This window comes from Streptomyces calvus (assembly GCF_006782915.1).
GTDB lineage: Bacteria > Actinomycetota > Actinomycetes > Streptomycetales > Streptomycetaceae > Streptomyces > Streptomyces calvus.
This window is the reverse complement of sequence record NZ_VCNP01000045.1, coordinates 77,420-93,048: the sequence shown is the minus strand read 5'-3', so window position 1 is coordinate 93,048 and position 15,629 is coordinate 77,420. Positions and strand designations below refer to the sequence as shown.

The following is a 15,629-nucleotide window of genomic DNA, read 5'->3' as shown; positions in this document are numbered from 1 at the left end:
GGCCGCTGGACGGGGTGCGGGCGCCGGGCGGGGCACGGGCGGCCCCGGCGTCCACCCCGCCGGCCCACGGCCACTCCGGCCCCACCGGTCACGATTCAATATCGGCCACTCGAAACCCCCTTGCGCCCGCCTCGTGTAATCGTTTCCAATCCTCCGTGTAATCGATTCCACAAGGAGGTGGAGCGGCGATGGCGAGCATCAAGGACGTCGCTGCCGAGGCGGGCCTGTCCGTCGCCACGGTGTCGCGCGCCCTCAACGGCCACCCCTCGGTCAGCCCGGCCGCCCGCCGGCGCGTACTGGCCGCCGTCGAGGCCCTGGGCTACCGCCCCAACGCCGTCGCCCGGTCGCTGCGCACCGACCAGACCCGCACCCTCGGCCTGGTCATCAGCGACGTGATGAACCCGTACTTCACCGAACTGGCCCGCTCCGTCGAGGAGGAGGCCCGCGCGCTCGGCTACAGCGTGATCATCGGCAACGCCGACGAGCGGCCCGAACTCCAGGACCACCATGTGACGACGCTGCTGGACCGCCGTATCGACGGGCTGCTCCTCTCCCCCACCGACGGCGGCTCCCCGCGCATGCTGGACGCCGCCCGCGCGGGCACGCCGATGGTGTTCGTCGACCGGTGGATCCCCGGCGTGGACGTGCCGGTGGTCCGCTCGGACGGGCAGACGGCCGTACGGGACCTGGTGGCGCACCTGTACCGGCTCGGGCACCGCCGGCTCGCCATCATCGCGGGCCCGGCGGCGACCACCACCGGCCGCGAACGCGTCGACGCCTTCCGCGCGGCGCTGCGCGCGCACGGCCTGGAAGTGCCCGACGCCTACATCGGGCAGGGCGACTTCCAGGCCGACAGCGGGCGCCGGGTCACCGAGGGCTTCCTCGACCTGGCCGAGCCGCCCGAGGTCGTCTTCGCCGCCGACAACCTGATGGCGCTCGGCGCGCTGGACGCCCTCCGCGCCCGCGGGCTGCGGGTGCCCGACGACATCGCGCTGGCCGCGTTCGACGACATCCCCTGGTTCGTGCACACCGACCCGCCGGTCACCGCGATCGCGCAGCCCACGGGCGCGCTCGGCCGGGCCGCCGTACGCGCGCTGGTCGACCGCATCGAGGGCCGGCCCGGCGAGTCCGTCACCCTTCCCGCCCGGCTCGTGGTGCGCCGCTCGTGCGGCGAGCCGGCACCGTCCCCGTCCCCCGTACGAAGGAGTACGTCGTGAGCAACCCGGACGAGTTGCTGCGCATCGAGGGCATCCGCAAGACCTTCCCGGGCGTGGTCGCCCTCGACGGCGTCGACTTCGACCTGCGCCGCGGCGAGGTGCACGTGCTCCTCGGCGAGAACGGCGCCGGCAAGAGCACGCTGATCAAGATGCTCTCCGGCGCCCACACGCCCGACGCGGGCCGGATCCTGGCCGGTGGCCGGGAGGTGCGCATCCAGGACGCGCAGGACTCCGAGCGGCTCGGAATCGCCACCATCTACCAGGAGTTCAACCTCGTCCCCGACCTGACCGTCGCCGAGAACATCTTCCTGGGGCGGCAGCCGCGCCGCTTCGGCATGATCGACCGGAAGCGGATGGAGGCGGACGCCGAGGTGCTGCTGAAGCGGGTCGGCGTGAACGTGTCGCCCCGCGCGCGGGTGCGTGAACTCGGCGTGGCGCGGCTGCAGATGGTGGAGATCGCCAAGGCGCTCAGCCTGGACGCGCGGGTGCTCATCATGGACGAGCCGACCGCCGTGCTGACCTCCGAGGAGGTCGAGAAGCTGTTCGCCATCGTGCGGCGGCTGCGCGAGGACGGCGTCGGCGTCGTCTTCATCACCCACCACCTGGAGGAGATCGCCGCCCTCGGCGACCGCGTCACCGTCATCCGGGACGGCAGGAGCGTCGGGCAGGTCCCGGCGTCCACACCCGAGGACGAGCTGGTGCGGCTCATGGTGGGCCGGTCCATCGAGCAGCAGTACCCGCGTGAGCGTCCCGGGACCGGCGCGGCCCTGCTGCGCGTCGAAGGGCTCACCCGCGACGGCGTCTTCCACGACGTGAGCTTCGAGGTGCGCGCCGGTGAGGTCGTCGGCATCGCCGGGCTGGTCGGTGCCGGACGCACCGAGGTGGCCCGCGCGGTGTTCGGCGCCGACCCGTACGACAAGGGCGCCGTGACCGTCGACGGCACCGTGCTGCCCGGCCATGACGTGGGGGCGGCCATGGCGGCCGGGCTCGGGCTCGTACCCGAGGACCGCAAGGGGCAGGGCCTGGTCCTCGACGCCTCCGTCGCGGAGAACCTCGGGCTGGTCACCCTGCGGTCCGCCACCCGCGCCGGCCTCGTCGACCTCAAGGGGCAGCACGCGGCGGCCGCGCGGATCGCCGAACAGCTCGGCGTGCGGATGGCGGGCCTCGGGCAGCATGTGCGGACCCTGTCCGGCGGCAACCAGCAGAAGGTCGTCATCGGCAAGTGGCTGCTGGCGAACACCCGGGTGCTCATCCTCGACGAGCCGACGCGCGGCATCGACGTGGGCGCCAAGGTCGAGATCTACCAGCTCGTCAACGAGCTGACCGCGCAGGGCGCCGCCGTCCTGATGATCTCCAGCGACCTGCCCGAGGTGCTCGGCATGAGCGACCGGGTGCTGGTGATGGCGCAGGGCCGGATCGCCGGTGAACTGCCCGCCGAACGGGCCACGCAGGACGCCGTGATGGCGCTCGCCGTCGGCACCCCGACCGGCACGCACACCATGGACACCACGCACACCACGCACACCACAGACGACAGCAACGACACCGACGACACCACCGGTAAGGAGGCCCCCCGTGGCCGCTGACACGCTCAAGAGCCCGACGGGCGCGGGTGGCGCCTCGGGCGGCCTGCGCCGCCTGCTCCTCGACAACGGGGCGCTGACCGCGCTCATCGTCCTGGTCATCGCCATGTCGGCGCTGTCCGGAGACTTCCTCACCGCCGACAACCTGCTCAACGTCGGCGTCCAGGCGGCCGTGACCGCGATCCTCGCCTTCGGCGTCACCTTCGTGATCGTCTCCGCGGGCATCGACCTGTCGGTCGGCTCGGTCGCCGCGCTGTCGGCGACCGTGCTGGCCTGGAGCGCCACCTCGCAGGGCGTCCCGGTGGTGCTCGCGGTGCTCCTCGCCGTCGTCACCGGCATCGTCTGCGGCCTGGTCAACGGCTTCCTCGTGTCGTACGGGAAACTGCCGTCGTTCATCGCGACGCTGGCCATGCTGTCGGTGGCGCGCGGACTGTCCCTGGTGATCTCGCAGGGCTCCCCGATCGCCTTCCCGGACTCCGTCTCGCACCTCGGTGACACGCTCGGCGGCTGGCTGCCGGTGCCGGTGCTGGTGATGGTCGTGATGGGGCTGCTCACGGCGTTCGTGCTGGGCCGGACGTACATCGGCCGCTCCATGTACGCGATCGGCGGCAACGAGGAGGCGGCCCGGCTGTCCGGGCTGCGGGTGAAGCGGCAGAAGCTCGTCATCTACGCGCTGTCCGGCCTGTTCGCCGCCGCCGCGGGCATCGTGCTCGCCGCCCGGCTGTCCTCCGCGCAGCCGCAGGCCGCGCAGGGCTACGAGCTGGACGCGATCGCCGCCGTCGTCATCGGCGGCGCCTCGCTGGCGGGCGGCACCGGCAAGGCGTCGGGCACCCTGATCGGCGCGCTGATCCTGGCGGTGCTGCGCAACGGCCTCAACCTGCTGTCGGTGTCGGCGTTCTGGCAGCAGGTCGTCATCGGTGTCGTGATCGCGCTGGCGGTGCTCTTCGACACGCTGCGCCGCAAGGCGGGCGCCACGCCGGTGGCGGCCGGTGCCTCCGGCGGCGGGAACCGCGGGAAGCAGGCGGCGACGTACGTCCTGGCCGCGGTGGTCGCGGCGGCGGTCGTCGGCGCCATGTCGTTCCTGCACAATGGCGGTTCGACGGCGAAGAACCAGCGGATCGGGCTGTCCCTGTCGACGCTGAACAACCCGTTCTTCGTGCAGATCCGGGCCGGCGCCGAGGCGGAGGCGAAGCGGCGCGGCGTCGACCTGACGGTCACCGACGCGCAGAACGACGCCTCCCAGCAGGCCAACCAGCTGCAGAACTTCACCAGCGGCGGCCTCGGCGCGATCGTCGTCAACCCGGTGGACTCGGACGCGGCCGGCCCGTCGGTGCGCTCCGCCAACACCGCGGACATTCCTGTCGTAGCCGTCGACCGGGGCGTCAACAAGGCCGAGACGGACGCGCTGGTCGCCTCCGACAACGTCGCCGGCGGCCGGCAGGGCGCGAAGGCGCTCGCCGAGAAGCTGGGCGGCAAGGGCACCATCGTGATCCTCCAGGGGCAGGCCGGAACCTCCGCCAGCCGGGAGCGCGGCGCGGGCTTCGCCGAGGGCCTGAAGGACTACCCGGGCATCGAGGTCGTCGCCAAGCAGCCCGCGGACTTCGACCGCACCAAGGGCCTCGACGTGATGACGAACCTGCTCCAGGCCCACCCGGACATCGACGGCGTGTTCGCCGAGAACGACGAGATGGCGCTCGGCGCGGTCAAGGCGCTCGGCGCGAAGGCCGGGAAGTCGGTGCAGGTCGTCGGGTTCGACGGCACGCCGGACGGGCTCAAGGCGGTCGAGGCGGGCACGCTGTACGCGTCCGTCGCGCAGCAGCCGAGGGAACTCGGCAGGATCGCGGTGGACAACGCGCTGCGCGCGGCCGAGGGCAAGAAGGTCAGCGAGACGGTGAAGGTGCCGGTGAAGGTGGTCACGAAGGAGAACGTGGCCGGCTTCGGCGGCTGACACCGGCGAGAAGGACCCGGGGCGGGGGGGGCAGGGGAACCCCCCCCCCCCCCCCGCACGACCATGTGGGGAGCCACTTCATGAACGACTACGACCTCCTGGTCGTGGGATCCGCCAACGCCGACCTGGTGATCGGGGTCGAGCGCCGGCCGGGCGCCGGGGAGACGGTGCTCGGCTCGGACCTGGCCGTCCACCCGGGCGGCAAGGGCGCGAACCAGGCGGTCGCGGCCGCCCGGCTCGGTGCCCGTACGGCGTTGCTGGCCCGGGTCGGCGACGACGGTCACGGGCGGCTGCTGCTGGACTCGCAGCGGGCGGCCGGTGTGGACACGGTGGGCGTGCTGGTGGGCGGCGCGCCGACCGGGGTCGCGCTGATCACGGTGGACCCGTCCGGCGACAACAGCATCGTGGTGTCACCGGGCGCCAACGGGCGGCTGACGCCGGCGGACGTGCGGGCGGCGGCGAGTCTCTTCCACGCCTCCCGGGTGGTCTCCGCGCAGCTGGAGATCCCGTTGGAGACGGTGGAGGAAGTGGTGCGCAACCTGGCGCCGGGCAGCCGGTTCGTACTGAACCCGTCCCCGCCGCGCCCGCTGCCCGCGCAGGTACTGGCGGCCTGCGACCCGCTGATCGTCAACGAGCACGAGGCGAAGGTCGTCCTCGGTGACGGTGCCGCGGTGAGCGACGAGCCGGAGGACTGGGCGCGGCTGCTGCTGGCGAAGGGCCCGCGCTCGGTGGTGGTGACGCTGGGCGGCGAGGGCGCGCTGGTGGCGTCCTCGGACGGGGTGACGCGGGTTCCGTCCGTCGCGGTGCGCGCGGTGGACACCACCGGCGCGGGTGACGCGTTCACGGCCGCGCTGGCCTGGCGGCTGGGCGCGGGCGAGCCGCTTGCCGAGGCGGCGGCGTACGCGGCCCGGGTCGGCGCGGCGACCGTCACCCGGCAGGGCGCACAGGTGTCGTTCCCGACGGCGGCGGAGGTCGCGGCCCTGCCCGGCGCGGGTGCCGGCGAGGCCGCCGCGTCCGGGACGGGTGCGAACGCCGCGTCCGGGGCGGGTGCGGAGGGCGGCGGCCGGTGAAGAGGCACGGGATACTGAACCGGCACCTCGCCGGGGCGCTGGCCGAACTCGGGCACGGCGACGGGGTGCTGGTGTGCGACGCCGGGATGCCGATACCGGACGGGCCGCGCGTGGTGGACCTGGCGTTCCGGGCCGGGGTGCCGTCCTTCGCCGAGGTCGTCGACGGGCTGCTGGCGGAGCTGGTGGTCGAGGGTGCGACGGCGGCGAGCGAGGTGCGGGAGGCCAATCCGGCGGCGGCCGCACTGCTGGCGGAACGCTTCCCGGGGCTCGAACTGGTGCCGCACGAGCGGCTGAAGGAGCTGAGCGCCGGCGCGCGGCTGGTCGTGCGCACCGGTGAGGCACGACCGTACGCGAACGTGCTGCTGCGCTGCGGCGTGTTCTTCTGAGGCGCCGGCCGTACGGCATCGAGCCGACCGTACGGCATCGAGCCGGCCGTACGGGATCGAGGGCCCGTCGGCCGGCGGTGCGCACGTCGAGGGGGCCCGGTCCGTCGACCGGGCCCCCTCGATTCCCTCCCCCGTCAGAACCCCTCAACTCCCCCCCCGGGTCCCCACCCAGAGGTCCTGACGCCGAGTACGACCCGCGAGACGCGGGGACGGTTGCACGCTCTCTCCGAGATTTTTGCGGCGCCCCTTCCCTACGATGTTCCGGGCAGGATGCAGCCGTCCGGTACGCGTTGGGGGCGTAAGGATGCTGGTGCAGGAGTTCCGGACCGATGTCGTGGAGCCCGTCGAGCGGTGGGACCTCTGGCAGGACGTGGCCACCCGAACGCATGTGCCCAACCTGCTGCGCAGTGCGCGCAGTGACGACTTCGACGCCGTGATGCGGGTGCTGCCCCTCGGGGACGTGCAGATCGCCGAGCTGAGACTGCCGCACCTGGACACCGTGCGCACCCCGCGCACCATCCGGCGCTTCGACCCGGAGGCCTTGCAGATCAACTGCCAGCTCGACGGCGACGGCGGTATGGCGCAGGAAGGCAGGCAGACGGCGTTCCGGGTCGGGCAGCTCGTCATGGCCGACACCAGCCTGCCCTACGAGGCCCGCATCAACCGGACGTCCGAGCGGTCGACCACGGTGATCGTCAGCATGCCGCGGGCCCGGCTGCCGCTGCCGCCGGGCGTGGTGCGGCGGCTGCTGGCCACGCCCGTCCCGGTCGACCACGGCATGGGCGGGGCGCTGTACCGCTGGCTGGCCGATGTCGCCCGGCGCGCCGAGGAGTTCACGGAGGCGGACGCGCCCGCGCTGGCGTCGGTGACGACGGATCTGATCGCCTCCGTGCTCGGCGGCTGCGCGGACTCGGAGGACGCGCTGCCCCCGGAGTCCCGCCGGCGGGCCCTGCACACCAGGATCCGGGACTTCATCGACCAGAACCTCGGCGATCCGTCGCTGTCCCCGGCGACGGTCGCGGCGGCCCACGGCATCTCGGTGCGCCATCTGCACCAGTTGTTCGCGGCGGAGGGCGAGGCGCCGGCCGCCTGGATCCGGCACCGCCGGCTGGAGCGCTGCCGCCGCGACCTCGCCGACCCGAGACTGCGGGGCCGCGCCGTGCACTGGATCGCGGCACGGTGGGGCTTCACCGACCCGGCCACCTTCAGCCGTGTCTTCCGCCGCGTGTACGGGATGACACCGACGGACCACCGCCACCAGCACACCGACCCGTAGGGGCCGTTTCCCGTCCTGCCGGAATCGACAAGATCCCTGCACGGATGGTCAAGGATTCAATCGTCCCTGGGCCGCATGCTGGTTGCCGTGCGCGGTGGGGGCCGCGCACTGCGGGGAGCAGGGGGGAAGCACCGTGCGGTGCCGGCGAACGTCGGCGTCCGATCGGCACCGCACCGCTTGCGCTCCGCGCCGGGCCCGTACGGACTGCGCCCCGTACCGGGCCCGCGCTGCGTGCACCGGCCCTCCATCGCTCAGGGGGGCCGTGCACCGCGATGCCTATCCGGCGTGCTCCACGAACCGCGCGGCCGTCCCGGCGAGCACCTCGCGCTGACGTGCACGAGCATCGACACTGTCCCCGGTGTGTCCGGATCGCGTCACATTGTGATCAACGCCGTTGCGTCCGTGGCGCGTTGCGCGACAGCATGTTCGAACGGTTCTGTGAACGGTTCTGTGATGCGTACGTGACGCACGGGGGTGACACACGTGAAGTTCGACATGGGGTCGACGACCCTGTCGGATCTGGGGAAGAACACGTTCGGTTCGAGCACCGACCTGGGCACGCTGATCCGCATGCTCATCCAGGCGGCCGAGCCGTTGGAGGGCAAGTTCAACGGTTCCGGGAAGGTCGCCTTCGACTCCTTCAAGACGCGTGCGGACGAGATCACCGCGGCGCTGAACGAGTCGCTCGGCGCGATCCTCGAAGGCCAGGGCGGTATGGACACCGCGTTCACCACCGGTGAGACCGAGCAGCACGACAACGCCCAGAAGAACATGGGCGCGGCCAACTTCGACGCGGCCCGCTTCGGCGCACGATAGGCCGCCCACCGGGGCAGAGGCGACAACCACAGGGGGTTTGACGATGGGCCAGAATCTGGACCGCCGCTCCTACGACACCGGCGCGTCGAGCGAGGTGCAGGGCGGCTTGCAGGGAATCGTCGGGCAGTTGGAGCGCGTGCTGGCCGACCGCGACAAGGCAGTGAAGGCCGCCATGGCCGACTTCCAGGCCGACGGAGTCTCCGAGGAGTACCACGGCAAGGAGCTGCGCTGGAACCGCGCGGCCAACGAGGTGCGCAGCATCATCCAACTCGTGCGCACGACTCTCGAGGACAACGACGGAACGGCCCAGTCGACGATGGCGAAGGCGCGGGCGGCGGTCGACAACATCGGCTGACGCGGGCGCGTCGGCGGGACGACGGCACACGGGAGTACGGGGATTCCAATGACGGGGTGGGACATCTCGCCGTCGGGCGTGCAGCACGTGCTCACACAGACGGCGAAGGCGGCCGAGGGCCTCTCGGACACCGGGAAGGCCCTGCAGAAGACCATGCCGAGCGCGGCGAAGTCCGCCGGCACGATCCAGCAGGGTGGCGTGGAGAAGAGCGGGGTCCAGGGCCCGGTCGCGGCGGCGCTGGGCGAGTTCTTCACCGCCTACCAGGAGAAGCTGATGTACGTCGCGGTGCGCACGTCGAACTCGCTCGACGGGGCGGCCACGGCGACCAACGCGTACGTCAAGGGTGACCTGGACATGGCCGCGCAGGCCCAGGCGAACGCACTGAAGGAACCGAAGATCGACCTGCCGGGCGCGGGCGGACAGGGGGGCCAGTGAGCGCGGACCTCATCGATCCGCAGAACATCCCGCAGTTCACCGGTGATCTGGAGCAACTGGGCATCGACCACATGCTCCTGACGGGGCAGGCGCTCGTCTTCCGCCAGTCGGGGTCGGACGTGCACACCCGCTTCCAGGGGCTGTCGGCGTGCTACACGGCCCCGGAGGCGGAGCAGTTGTTCGCCACGACGGCGCCGGTGGCGGCCAAGGCCGACGAGTTCGCCGACGATCTGGAGAAGGTGGCGGCGGCCCTCAGCTCGTACGAGACGGAGATCCAGCCGCTCGTGGCCAGGCTGAAGAGCCTCAAGCGTCGCGCGGAAACCTTCCGGCAGCAGATCGCGGGGGACGAGGACTGGCGCGAGGACGACGACAACGTCCAGCTCAACAACGACCTGGTGCACGACGTCAACGCCACCACGGCGGCCTTCTGGCAGGCGGAGATCACCTGCCACAACAAGATCACCGCGCTGGTGGGCGGCTCGACGCTGATCATCGAGGACGGCGCCCAGAAGCGCCTGCTGAAGCGCGGCACCAGCACCTACGGCTTCACCGCCGACCTCCTGAACCAGTCCGAGGAACTGCCCTGGGGCAAAACCGTGGAGAAGGAGCGGCACGGGCTCGACTGGCTGGGCCACCAGGTCATGGAGTTCGGCAAGGGCTTCGTCGTCGACGGGGTGTGGGGCACGATCCGGGGCCTCGGCACCCTCGTCGGCGTGGACGGCTGGGACGCGGCGGGCGAGGCGTGGAAGGGGCTCGGCAAGCTCGCGACCGGCGTGCTCATCACCGCGGTGCCCGTGGTCGGCGTGGCGTACTGGCAGATGCCCGAGGACAAGCTGCCCTCCTATCTGCGCGACTCCCGCAATACGGTCAAGGAGGCGGGCAAGGCGCTGGTTGCCTGGGACCAGTGGGGCGAGAACCCGGCACGGGCGGGCGGCGCGGTCACTTTCAACGTCCTGACGACCGTCTTCACGGGAGGCGCCGGAGCGGCGGCGAAGGGCGGCTCGGTGGCCCGCACGGTCGGCGCGCTCGGCAAGACGGCCCGGCTCGTCGATCCCATGACGTACCTCGGCAAGGCCGCGAAGTTCGGCACGGTCAAGGTCACCGACCTGTTCGCCGGCCTGCGGGGCGTCCACGCGGGCGCCTACGACGACATCCTCGCCGGAACGAGACGCGTCCAGCCCGACGGCAGTGTGGTGCGGGTCGCCGACGACATGCCGGTCGTCCGCGACAACGTGGTGGAGTGGCCGGACGGAACCCGGCTGAACCTGGACGACGGCTCGGTCGTCCGCGCGGACGGCACGGCGGCTCCGGCGAAGGTGGAACTGTCGGCGGCGGACCGGGAGTTGCTGGAGCGGAGCCTGCCGCACGAAGAGGGTGTGCTCGTCGGGGCGGGCGACCGGGCAGGCGCACACGCGGCCGGGAGCACGGCGGCCCACGTCGGCGGCGACGCGACGGGCCGGGCAGGCGGGAACACGGCACCGACCGCTCACGTCGGCGAGCACGCCGGGGCGCGCGGCACGGACACGGCGCCCGCACGTGACGGCGGAGGGCATGCGGCGGGCGGCGACGGGCACGCGGGGAGCGGTGGCACCGACAACGGTGGGATTCCCGCCCAGCACGCCGGAACCGGCGGCGGTCACGGGGGCGGCAACGGCTCGGGCGGATCACCGTCCGGAAGTCGCGCTCCTCTGGATGTCGAACGCGAGATCATGCGCCGGCAGGTCGAGCGGGCCAACAACGACCCCGAGTGGTTCAAGGAGCATTACCGCGAGAACGGATACCGGCGCTCCACCACTGCCGAGGGCGGTTACGGCCAGGCCGTACCCCAGCTCACGCGCAACCCGCTCGCGCCGCCCAAGTGGATCGCGGCGAGTGACATGCCTCCGGCGATCAAGGAGGAATATGTGCGCCCGGATCCCATCAAGGGCAAAGCTGCGGACCTCTCCGACGAGACCCTGAGGCACCTGAACGAGCAGGCCGCCAAGCGGGACGCGGCCGTCAAGGCCGACAACGCGGCGGAGGACGCCCTGAAGGCCGCGGAGAAGGCCTACGCCGCCAACCCCACGGACGAGCTGGCCGCCGCAAGGGATCTCGCCGACAAGACACACTCACCGCTTCACGGCGACGCGAACCGGCAGAGCGAACTGCTCGGCGAGCACGCCGCCGAACGCCATGCAGTACCGGAGCACTATCCCGGTGCGGTGCGCCTGGACGACGGGGCCCTCGGGAACAATCGGTTCGACCAGGTGTACCGGACGACGGACGGTCGGTATGTCGTCGTCGAGGCGAAGGGGTCCACGACGGCCGCTCTCGGCGTGCGCAAGGGTCACAGCGGGCGGTTGGTGACACAGGGGACGAAGGAGTACTTCGAAACCATTCTCAAGGAAATGGAGAAGAGGGCCGAGCGACGCACGAAGAGTGGGGACGTTGAAGCGGCTCGCGCCGAGCGGACCTTGGCCGAAGACCTCCGAGACGCGCTGGACGAGGGCAAGGTGGACTACGTCCTGGTCAAGGCTGATTTCAACGGGCCTAATTATGCTGGGTACCAAATGAAGCAGTTCGATCTCACGAAATGAGAAATTTGTTCATGCATACACGCATTCCCCGCCCTCCCCTGAAAGGTAGTCACCCGAATCCAGACGAGCTCCGGCAAGAGATCAACGAGAGAACCCTCCGTCGCGTCGAGCGTCTTGAGCAATACCCGCAGAGCTTCGGCCTGACCTTCAGCAGTGCTGTGTCCAGCGCCAGCCTTCAGACGCTGGACGATCCCACCGCCGACAAGCTGGAGACGTGGGAAGCCTGGGTCATGGCGATGCAGGTCGGGTCCGCACTGTTCGCCTCGGCGACCGCTCCCGAGGGCTCCACCGTCGAGTGCATGATCGGCCACGAGGTACGGACGATCCCCGCCGTGGGGATCACGCACTTCGTCGACGCGGGCACCTGGCTGGACGCTTTCTGGCTGGCCGTCGTCTGCCGGGACCAGGCGCGGATGACCCAGCTGTGCCAGGTGCCGGTCGAGACGCTGCGGGCCTCCGGCGCCGTCTTCGAGGAGTACATCTACCACTGGGTCGACGTCCTCCAGACGTACTGGCTGGAGCGGCCGGGACTCGGGGACAAGCTCGTCGCCGCGTTCGAGGCGACCGACCCGGACCGGCTGCGGTTCCTCGACCGAGAGACGATGCTCAAGGTCCTGTATCCGCCGATCAATCTGTTCTACCGCTTCGTCGGCCAGGACGCGGATCAGTTCAACGAGGCCCTGGTCCAGGCGCTCGAGCTGCACAAGGAGTACTGGACGGCGAACGAGGAGCGGGAGGAATCCGGTGACGGCGACATCCCTCTCGCGATCCTCGCCATCACCTGCCTCGCCCATGACGCCGGACGGCCCATCGAGGTCGAGTCGGAGTATCTGCCCGAGCACCTGCTCAAGCGCAGCTGGCTGGGAGAGTTCCCTACGTGACACGAGGTGAGCGAGCGGCATGACCGCCCAGGACTACGACAGCCAGCTCCTGGAGTCCGTTTCCGTGCGGCGACGGCGGTTGCGGGACGCCCTGTTGTTCGGGGCACGGCGGCAACGGCGGGCCGCGGACGAGCGGATGGGGAAGGTGCTCGCCGGCATGGTGATCGCGGCCGTGCTGTGCGCGGGGTGTGTCGGGTGGTCGTTCGTGTCCCACCGGCTGATCGGGCAGGACAGCCCGTACTCTCCCGGCGTTTCCACTCCCTCAAATAGTCCTACAAGCCGGTGATAGGTTCGCGAACGTGATGTCTACGGGGGCCTTGAGCAGGAACACGGCCAGTGGGCCGGTGGTGTTGAGCCGGGTCACGCTCGTCGGTGAGCGGCGCCGCGTCGACCTCGTGCTCCCGGCGCGGGAGCCGGTCGGGCTGCTGCTGCCCGAGATCATGCGGTTGCTGGACGACCGTGCGGAGGGGCGGCCCGCCTCGCGTCAGCTCGTCACGGTGGACGGCTCCGCGCTCGATCACGACAGCACACTGGAGACGGCTGGCGTCCGCGACGGCGCTGTGCTGCGTCTCGTCCGTGCCGAGGACGCCCCGCCCGCTCCCGTCGTGCACGACGTCACCGACGAGGTGGCGGAGGACCTCGGTCATCGGGCATGGGTGTGGGGGCCGGCCGCGCGGCGCGTCACGTCGGGTGCCGCGAGCGTGGCCTGGGTGGTCGTCGCCGCTCTGTTCGCGCGTGCGCGGTACGACGACTCGGTGGTCGCCGCCGCGCTTCTCGTCGCCGCCGGTGCGGCAGTGGTCGCCGGTGCGGTCCTGGGGCGGGTGCGCAGGTACGGGCTCGCCGCCACCCTCCTGTGTGCCGGTGGCGCGCTCGGAGTGCTGGGCGTGTGGAGCCTCGTCGATGTCGTCGGCGGGTCGTCGGCGGGTGCCCTGCGGCTCGCCGGGGTGGCCGCCGTGGGCGTGCTGGTCCTCGCACTGCTCGGGCTGTTCACGCCGCTGGGGCGGGGCGGGGTCGTGGGCGCCGGTGCCGTGGCCGCGACCGCCGTCGGCTGGGAGGCCGTCGTCGCCCTGCAGTCCGGCGCCGGGACGGTGGAGCAGCAGGCGCGGGTCGGGGCGGTTCTCGGCGTCGTCTGTGTGGTGGTGCTCGGGGTGCTGCCGCGGCTCGCGCTGATGGCGTCCGGGCTCTCGGGGCTCGACGACCGCCGGGCCGGCGGGGTTTCCGTCAGCCGTCACCGGGTGTCCACGGCCCTGACCGCCGCGCACCGCGGGCTGGTGCTCGCCACGATCACCCTGGCCGGATCGGCCGCCGCGGCCGCCGTACTGGCGCTGCGGGACCCCTCCGTGTGGACGGTGCCGCTGGCCGCGCTCGTCGCGGTGGTGCTGGGCCTGCGGGCCCGGGCGTTTCCGCTGGTCGCCGAAGTGGTGGTGCTGCTCGCCGCTGCGGCGGGCGTCGTCGTACGGTTGTTGACGGTGTGGGCGGAGCGGTCCTCGGCCGCGGCCCCGCTGGCCGTCCTGGTCGTGCTCGCGGTCCTGCCGCTCGTCGTGCTCGCCGTGCAGCCGGCCGAGCATGTGCGGGTCCGGTTGCGGCGAGTCGGTGACCTGCTCGAATCGGTGGGGGTCATCGCGCTGCTCCCGCTGCTCGTCGGCGTGTTCGGTGTGTACGGACGACTGCTCGACACCTTCGCCTAGGAGGCACGGCCGCATGACGCAGGGGGAGCAGAGGCGCGAGCAGCCGTCGGCAGGCGGCGACTGGCAGCGGAACGTGCTGCGGGAGCTGGGCGGCGCCGGGGGAAGCAGCCCTTCGGAGACCGGTGCCGGTGACGGCAGAGGGCCGGCCTCGGCCCGGCCCGGCGAGCCCACGCTGCGGCTCGTTCACCCCGCGCCCGCACGGCCCCCGGCCACGGCGCCGGAAGAGGCCACGGCGCCGGAAGAGGCCACGGCGCCGGAAGAGGCCACGGCGCCGGAGGCGGGCGCCGACGACGTGCCCGGCCCGCAGGTCCCCGGTCCGGTGCCTTCGTCCGCGCCCCGCGCTCCGGACGGCCCCGCGTCCCCGGCCCGCCTGTCCGGCACCCCGGCCGCCGCCGGGCCGGAGCCGGAGCGGCCCGCGACGCCCTCCGTCCCCGTCCGCGACCCCCGCCTCCCCGCCTCCCCCGCCCCCGAGTCCTCCCCCACCCTCGATCCCCGTCTCCTCCTCGCCCTGGGCCGTCCGCTGCACGGCGACTCCGTGACCCGGCGCACGGGGAGGGCCCTGCGTAAGCTCACCTCGTCCGTCAACCAGGACGTCGCCGAACAGACCCGGATCGCCCGCGAGTTGCAGCAGCCCGTCACCACGGGCCGGGTGGTGGCCGTCACCTCCATCCGTGGCGGCGTCGGCAAGTCCACCGTCTCCGCGTTGCTCGGGCGCACCCTCAACCACTACCGGCACGACCCGGTGCTGACCCTGGAGGCGGACACCGCTCTGGGCACCCTGCCGGTGCGCATGGGCGCGGAGGCCGTGCGCTGGACGTGCGCCGATCTCGCGCCGATCCTCCACCCCTCCATGCAACTGACGGACGTCACCGGCTACCTGGTCCCGGTGTCGGACGGCGGCTGGCTGCTGCCCGCCGGCCGGGGACAGGTCGGTCCGCCGCTCGACATGACGTCGTACCGCAAGGTGACGCTGGCGTTGCGCCGCTACTTCGCCGTGACCGTGGCCGACTGCGAGACGCTGCCCGGCGAGGTGGCCCGTACGGCCATGGACACCGCGCACGCCCGGGTGGTGGTCGCGCCGACCACCGCGGAAGGAGTCGGCGCGACCCGTCAGGTGCTGGACTGGCTGGCGCGGTTGCCGCATTCCGCGCTGGCCACGACGGTCGTGGCACTGGTGTCGAACACCCCCGACACGCTCCTCGACGGCAAGACGGCCGCGGGGCATCTCAAGGAGGCCGGCGTCACCGTCGTCGCCGTGCCGTACGACCGTCATCTGGCCGGCGGCGGCCCCATCCGCACCGACCTCCTGTCGCACGCCACCCAGCAGGCCGTCCTGCGGCTGGCCGCCGAGGTGATGGGGCGCGCGGTGAGGGTGCGATGAGCATCCGGCCGGTGCGC

At 72.2% G+C, this 15,629-nt stretch carries 14 protein-coding genes; all 14 read left to right on the top strand.

Translation table 11 applies throughout. The features are described from left to right. Positions 1-188 precede the first annotated feature (188 nt). The gene (locus tag FGW31_RS22355; RefSeq protein WP_142195254.1) at positions 189-1,217 is read left to right on the top strand and encodes a LacI family DNA-binding transcriptional regulator; all 1,029 of its coding nucleotides are present in this window, start codon (positions 189-191) and stop codon (positions 1,215-1,217) included. After that, complete coding sequence (locus FGW31_RS22350; RefSeq protein ID WP_142195253.1) at positions 1,214-2,803, top strand: sugar ABC transporter ATP-binding protein; 1,590 nt, start codon at positions 1,214-1,216, stop codon at positions 2,801-2,803. Before FGW31_RS22355 ends, FGW31_RS22350 begins: the two co-directional genes overlap by 4 nt. Next, positions 2,793-4,748, top strand: coding sequence for an ABC transporter permease/substrate-binding protein (locus FGW31_RS22345; protein WP_142195252.1), 1,956 nt, complete (start codon positions 2,793-2,795; stop codon positions 4,746-4,748). The genes FGW31_RS22350 and FGW31_RS22345 overlap by 11 nt, the downstream gene beginning before the upstream one ends. 80 nt (positions 4,749-4,828) lie before the next feature. After that, entirely contained in the window at positions 4,829-5,818 is a 990-nt protein-coding gene (locus tag FGW31_RS22340; RefSeq protein WP_142195251.1) for a ribokinase, read from the top strand. Further along, positions 5,815-6,204: a D-ribose pyranase gene (gene rbsD / locus FGW31_RS22335; protein ID WP_142195250.1), complete on the top strand. Its 390-nt coding sequence runs from the start codon at positions 5,815-5,817 to the stop codon at positions 6,202-6,204. Before FGW31_RS22340 ends, rbsD begins: the two co-directional genes overlap by 4 nt. Before the next feature lie 304 nt (positions 6,205-6,508). Further along, complete coding sequence (locus FGW31_RS22330; RefSeq protein WP_142195249.1) at positions 6,509-7,480, top strand: AraC-like ligand-binding domain-containing protein; 972 nt, start codon at positions 6,509-6,511, stop codon at positions 7,478-7,480. Between the two features lie 483 nt (positions 7,481-7,963). Further along, positions 7,964-8,296, top strand: coding sequence for a hypothetical protein (locus tag FGW31_RS22325; protein ID WP_142195248.1), 333 nt, complete (start codon positions 7,964-7,966; stop codon positions 8,294-8,296). Between the two features lie 43 nt (positions 8,297-8,339). Continuing rightward, positions 8,340-8,651, top strand: a complete 312-nt coding sequence (locus FGW31_RS22320; protein ID WP_142195247.1) for a pore-forming ESAT-6 family protein — start codon at positions 8,340-8,342, stop codon at positions 8,649-8,651. 48 nt (positions 8,652-8,699) lie between these two features. After that, entirely contained in the window at positions 8,700-9,086 is a 387-nt protein-coding gene (locus FGW31_RS22315) for a DUF6507 family protein (protein WP_142195246.1), read from the top strand. Then, a complete protein-coding gene (locus FGW31_RS22310) occupies positions 9,083-11,662 on the top strand; it encodes a hypothetical protein (RefSeq protein ID WP_142195245.1) in 2,580 nt (859 codons plus the stop codon). The genes FGW31_RS22315 and FGW31_RS22310 overlap by 4 nt, the downstream gene beginning before the upstream one ends. Positions 11,663-11,820: 158 nt before the next feature. Beyond that, complete coding sequence (locus tag FGW31_RS22305) at positions 11,821-12,543, top strand: immunity 49 family protein (RefSeq protein ID WP_233452550.1); 723 nt, start codon at positions 11,821-11,823, stop codon at positions 12,541-12,543. 19 nt (positions 12,544-12,562) lie between these two features. After that, positions 12,563-12,829, top strand: a complete 267-nt coding sequence (locus FGW31_RS22300; RefSeq protein ID WP_142195243.1) for a hypothetical protein — start codon at positions 12,563-12,565, stop codon at positions 12,827-12,829. Positions 12,830-12,860: 31 nt separating this feature from the next. Continuing rightward, the gene (gene eccD, locus FGW31_RS22295; RefSeq protein ID WP_373303404.1) at positions 12,861-14,231 is read left to right on the top strand and encodes a type VII secretion integral membrane protein EccD; all 1,371 of its coding nucleotides are present in this window, start codon (positions 12,861-12,863) and stop codon (positions 14,229-14,231) included. Positions 14,232-14,244: 13 nt separating this feature from the next. Further along, positions 14,245-15,612: a hypothetical protein gene (locus tag FGW31_RS22290; RefSeq protein ID WP_142195241.1), complete on the top strand. Its 1,368-nt coding sequence runs from the start codon at positions 14,245-14,247 to the stop codon at positions 15,610-15,612. Positions 15,613-15,629 lie beyond the last annotated feature (17 nt).

Bases quoted from the DNA above. Each gene is read 5' to 3' on its own strand.
- FGW31_RS22355 (WP_142195254.1), top strand. From the start codon at position 189: ATGGCGAGCATCAAGGACGTCGCTGCCGAGGCGGGCCTGTCCGTCGCC.
- FGW31_RS22340 (WP_142195251.1), top strand. From the start codon at position 4,829: ATGAACGACTACGACCTCCTGGTCGTGGGATCCGCCAACGCCGACCTG.
- FGW31_RS22330 (WP_142195249.1), top strand. From the start codon at position 6,509: ATGCTGGTGCAGGAGTTCCGGACCGATGTCGTGGAGCCCGTCGAGCGG.
- FGW31_RS22320 (WP_142195247.1), top strand. From the start codon at position 8,340: ATGGGCCAGAATCTGGACCGCCGCTCCTACGACACCGGCGCGTCGAGC.
- FGW31_RS22315 (WP_142195246.1), top strand. From the start codon at position 8,700: ATGACGGGGTGGGACATCTCGCCGTCGGGCGTGCAGCACGTGCTCACA.
- FGW31_RS22300 (WP_142195243.1), top strand. From the start codon at position 12,563: ATGACCGCCCAGGACTACGACAGCCAGCTCCTGGAGTCCGTTTCCGTG.
- FGW31_RS22290 (WP_142195241.1), top strand. From the start codon at position 14,245: ATGACGCAGGGGGAGCAGAGGCGCGAGCAGCCGTCGGCAGGCGGCGAC.